Below are 3,740 nucleotides of genomic sequence, written 5' to 3'. Positions count from 1 at the left end.
CGGCGGCCGCCTCTACTACGACCCGGGCGTTCCCGAGGTGCGCGAGTTCGTGATCCGGGCGATGACGCACGCGGTCGAGAACTACGACCTGGACGGTGTGCACTTCGACGACTACTTCTACCCCTATCCGGTGTCCGGCGAAGCCATCCCGGACCAGGACACCTTCGCTGAGCACGGCGGCGCGTTCGACGACGTCGGCGACTGGCGGCGCGACAACGTCAACCGCCTGGTCCAGGAGATGGGCGAGGCGGTGCACGCCGTCAAGCCGCACGTGCGGTTCGGCATCAGCCCGTTCGGGATCTGGCGCAACTCCTCCAGCGACCCGGACGGCTCCGACACCCGGGGGTTCCAGTCCTACGACGCCATCTACGCCGACAGCCGCAGATGGGTCCGCGAGGGGTGGCTCGACTACGTCAACCCGCAGGTCTACTGGGAGATCGGGCTGCCGATCGCCGACTACGCGGTACTGGTCCCCTGGTGGGAGGAGGTCACCGCGGGCACCGGCACCCACCTGTACATCGGCCAGGCCGCCTACAAGGTCGGCAACGACGGCTCGTGGTCGGATCCGCGCGAACTCGCCCGGCACGTGGAGCTGAACCGGGAGCGTTCCGGGGTGCACGGCGACGTCTACTTCAGCGCCACCTCGCTGCGCACCAACGCGGCCGACGCCATGGCCGTCCTCGCCCGGGAACACTACGCCCGTCCGGCCCTCGTGCCGGTGACGCCGGGCCGGGGCGGCGAAGCACCCGGACGGCCGATGCTGGTCGGCGCCGGGGAGACCGACGGCGAGGTCCGCCTGACCGTCCGCGCCGGTCGCGGCCAGGCTCCCGCCTACTACGCGGTCTACGCCTTCGACGGGCACGACGGCCACAGACCGGACCCGTGCCTCCTGACGGACCCGCGCTCGATGGTCACCACCGTGCGCGCCTCGGGCGGCCGGGAGACGGTCCTGACCGTGCCGGGCGGCGGCGAGCACACCTACCTCGTGACCGCGCTCGACCGTCTGCACCATGAGAGTCAGCCGAGCAACCCGCGCCGCCTGCCCTGAGCGGCCGCCGACCGACCGGGGTCAGCAGCGTTCGCGCAGCAGCCCGACCCCGTCGCCGGTGAGGTCGTCGCAGAACGTCCCGCGCCCGGTCATGGCCATGATGAGCGCCAGGGTCGGACCCGACACCAGCGGCCCCTCACCGGCGGCGAACGGTCCGTCCGTCGCGGCCAGGCGCAGTCCGCGGACGCGCTTTTGGGCGACGACCACCAGGTCGGTGCCCCGGTAGTAGTCGGCCACGCGGGTGAGGACGTCGATCGGGTGGGATCGCCTGATCCCCAGGGGCCGGCGGATGTCCTCGGAGTGCACGACCACCTCGCCGAGCCAGGCCGCCGTCGGCCCCGGCGGCGAGGTCGTGCTCGTGACGACCGCGCGAAACCCCTCCAGGGTCTCCTCCGGTGTCCGGCCCAGGTGTTCGGCCAGACGCATCGCCACCTGCTTGTCGAAGTCGAACCGGCAGCGGATCACACCCGTCATCCACCGCACGGGGTTCAGGCTGGCGCCCGCGGTCATGTGTGCGAGGACCTCACGCACGCTCAGCCCCGCGCACAGGGACGGGACCCGCCACTGCTCGTCGGCGAGCCCGGTCAGGTCCGCCGCCAGGGCCGCCCGCTCGTCGTGCGCCGCCCGCCAGAGAGGGTTCATGACCGCAACGCTACGCGGACGCACCGACGGACGGCCGTCCCCGAACCGGGTCCTTCGCCGACGGGCCCCGCACCGGACCGCCTCCTGAGCGCCGTCAGGCGCGGGTGGCCCTGCGGCGGGGCGGCGCGGGCTCGATGCCGGCGTCGGGCACGTACTCGGGAACCTCGCGGTCGGCGAAGGGCAGGCGGTCCGCGTAGCCGATGGCCAGCGCCACGTGCCGTCCGGCCAGTTCGCGCGCCGCCGGGACGGTCAGCCCCGGGTCCCGGGCCAGGAGGCGCACGGCCAGTCCGCCCAGCAGCGCGTGGGCCGCGGTGGCGGCCTCCTCCGGATCGCAGGAACCGAAGACCCCCGTCGCGACGCCGTCTCGGACCGCCGCGGCGAAGGGCGCGCGCATCCGGGCGTACAGACCGGTCAGCGCCGTGGCCAGGTCGGTCGAGCGCACGGCGCGGCCCTCCAGTTCCGACCACAGCATCCATTCGCGCACGTCGTCCGCGGTGAGTGGCAGCCAGAAGTCGACCAGGTCGGCGACGCGCTCGGGCGGTGAGGTGCGCCCGACGTCGTCGGCCAGGTCGGCGACGCGTGTGTGTTCGCGGTCCAGCGAGTGGGTGATGGCCGCGGCCAACAGCTGGGTGCGCGTGGCGAAGTGGTAGTGGATCAGGGCCGTGGACGATCTGGCGTGCCGGGCGATCTCGGCCAGACGGACGCCGTCGTATCCGTCCCTGGCGATGAGTTCGACGGCGGCGTCCAGGATGCGGGTTCGGCTGTCGCTGGAGGTCATGGCGCCATTCTTTACCATCAGCCGCTTGTGTCGCAGCTCACCCTGACTTTAGGATCAGTTATATTGATTTTAAAGTCAGGAACCGAGGAGTGCACATGCCCGACCCCCACGGCATCCGCCCGCCGAGCACGGGAGTGGCCACGGACGAGGTCTTCCAGGTCGAGACCCACGGCGCCGACCGCATCCCGCACAGCGACCGCCACGGCGGCCCGCGCGAACTCTTCTGGGTGTGGTTCGGCGCCAACCTGACCTTCACGTTCGTCATCAACGGCGCCCTCGTGGTCGGTTTCGGCCTCTCCTTCTGGGAGGCGACCGCGATCTTCCTCATCGGCAACCTGGCCTTCTTCGCCGTCGGAGCCGCCTCGATCACCGGCGCCCGCACCGGCTCGCCCACCCTGGTCGTCGCCCGCGCCTCGTTCGGCCGGTGGGGCAACTACCCGGTCGCCGTGCTCAACTGGCTCGTCAGCATCGGCTACATCATCCTCAACACGGTCGTCGGGGTCCTGGCCCTGACCGTCCTGGCCGACACCGTCGGGCTGGGCGACGGCGCGGCGGTCCGCGTCATCGGCCTGGTCCTGATGATCGTGTGCACCGCCAGTGTCGCCGTCTGGGGACACGCCACCGTCGAGGTCATGCAGCGCTGGCTGGGTGTGGGTCTGGTCGTGTGCACGGTCGTCCTGGGCGCCCTGGTACTACCCCAGGCCGACCTCTCCGTCACCGCCTCGACGGAGCCCCGTCCGTGGGCGTGGAGCCTGGGTCTGGTCGTCGCCGTCTCCGGCGGGGCCCTGTCCTACATCGCCATCTGCGCCGACTTCACCCGCTACCTGCCCGCCGACAGCCGCGCGCGCGGCATCACCCTGGCCACCGGGCTGGGCGCGATGCTGCCCTCGGTCGTGCTGGGCGTCATCGGCATCGCCGCGGCCACCAGGGTCGGGATCGGCGGGGACACCGACCCCGTCGAGGCCGTCGCGGGCATGCTGCCGGTGTGGTTCCAGATCCCGTTCCTGCTGGTCGTGGTGGGCGGATCGGTCACCAACACGATCATGACCCTCTACTCCTCGGGGCTGAACCTGCAGGTCCTCGGCGTGCCGCTGAAGCGGGCCCGAACCGTGCTGATCCAGGTCGTCCTGGTCACCACCGGGTCGGCGGTCGCGCTGTTCGTCGTCGACTTCACCGCGGCCGTGCTGTCCCTGCTGTCGGTCATGGTCGTGGTCTTCACGCCCTGGGCGGGTGTGTTCCTCACCGACGCCGCCCTGCGCCGGGCCCGCTACG

General features: G+C 71.7%; 4 protein-coding genes. 2 read left to right on the top strand and 2 right to left on the bottom strand.

The window, feature by feature from the left end:
- The coding region (locus D471_RS0128395; RefSeq protein ID WP_017601754.1) for a glycoside hydrolase family 10 protein at positions 1 to 1,048 on the top strand (1,048 nt) is incomplete at its 5' end.
- 21 nt (positions 1,049 to 1,069) lie between these two features.
- Here D471_RS0128395 and D471_RS0128390 read toward each other — a convergent pair.
- Together D471_RS0128390 and D471_RS0128385 are read right to left on the bottom strand one after the other, a co-directional pair.
- Positions 1,070 to 1,690 (bottom strand): maleylpyruvate isomerase family mycothiol-dependent enzyme, encoded by a 621-nt coding sequence (locus D471_RS0128390; RefSeq protein WP_017601753.1) that lies wholly within the window; start codon positions 1,688 to 1,690, stop codon positions 1,070 to 1,072.
- A 94-nt stretch (positions 1,691 to 1,784) separates the two neighbouring features.
- Positions 1,785 to 2,468 carry a TetR/AcrR family transcriptional regulator gene (locus D471_RS0128385; RefSeq protein ID WP_017601752.1) on the bottom strand — a complete coding sequence of 228 codons (684 nt, stop codon included), beginning with the start codon at positions 2,466 to 2,468 and terminating at the stop codon, positions 1,785 to 1,787.
- 95 nt (positions 2,469 to 2,563) lie between these two features.
- Between D471_RS0128385 and D471_RS36675 the strand changes: the two genes are divergently transcribed.
- Positions 2,564 to 3,740: purine-cytosine permease family protein (locus D471_RS36675; protein ID WP_017601751.1), on the top strand; the 1,177-nt coding region annotated here is incomplete at its 3' end.

It is taken from the genome of Nocardiopsis lucentensis DSM 44048 (assembly GCF_000341125.1).
GTDB classification, from domain to species: Bacteria; Actinomycetota; Actinomycetes; order Streptosporangiales; family Streptosporangiaceae; genus Nocardiopsis; species Nocardiopsis lucentensis.
Note: the sequence above shows the minus strand (reverse complement) of the source record. Positions and strands in the feature narration are given on the sequence as shown.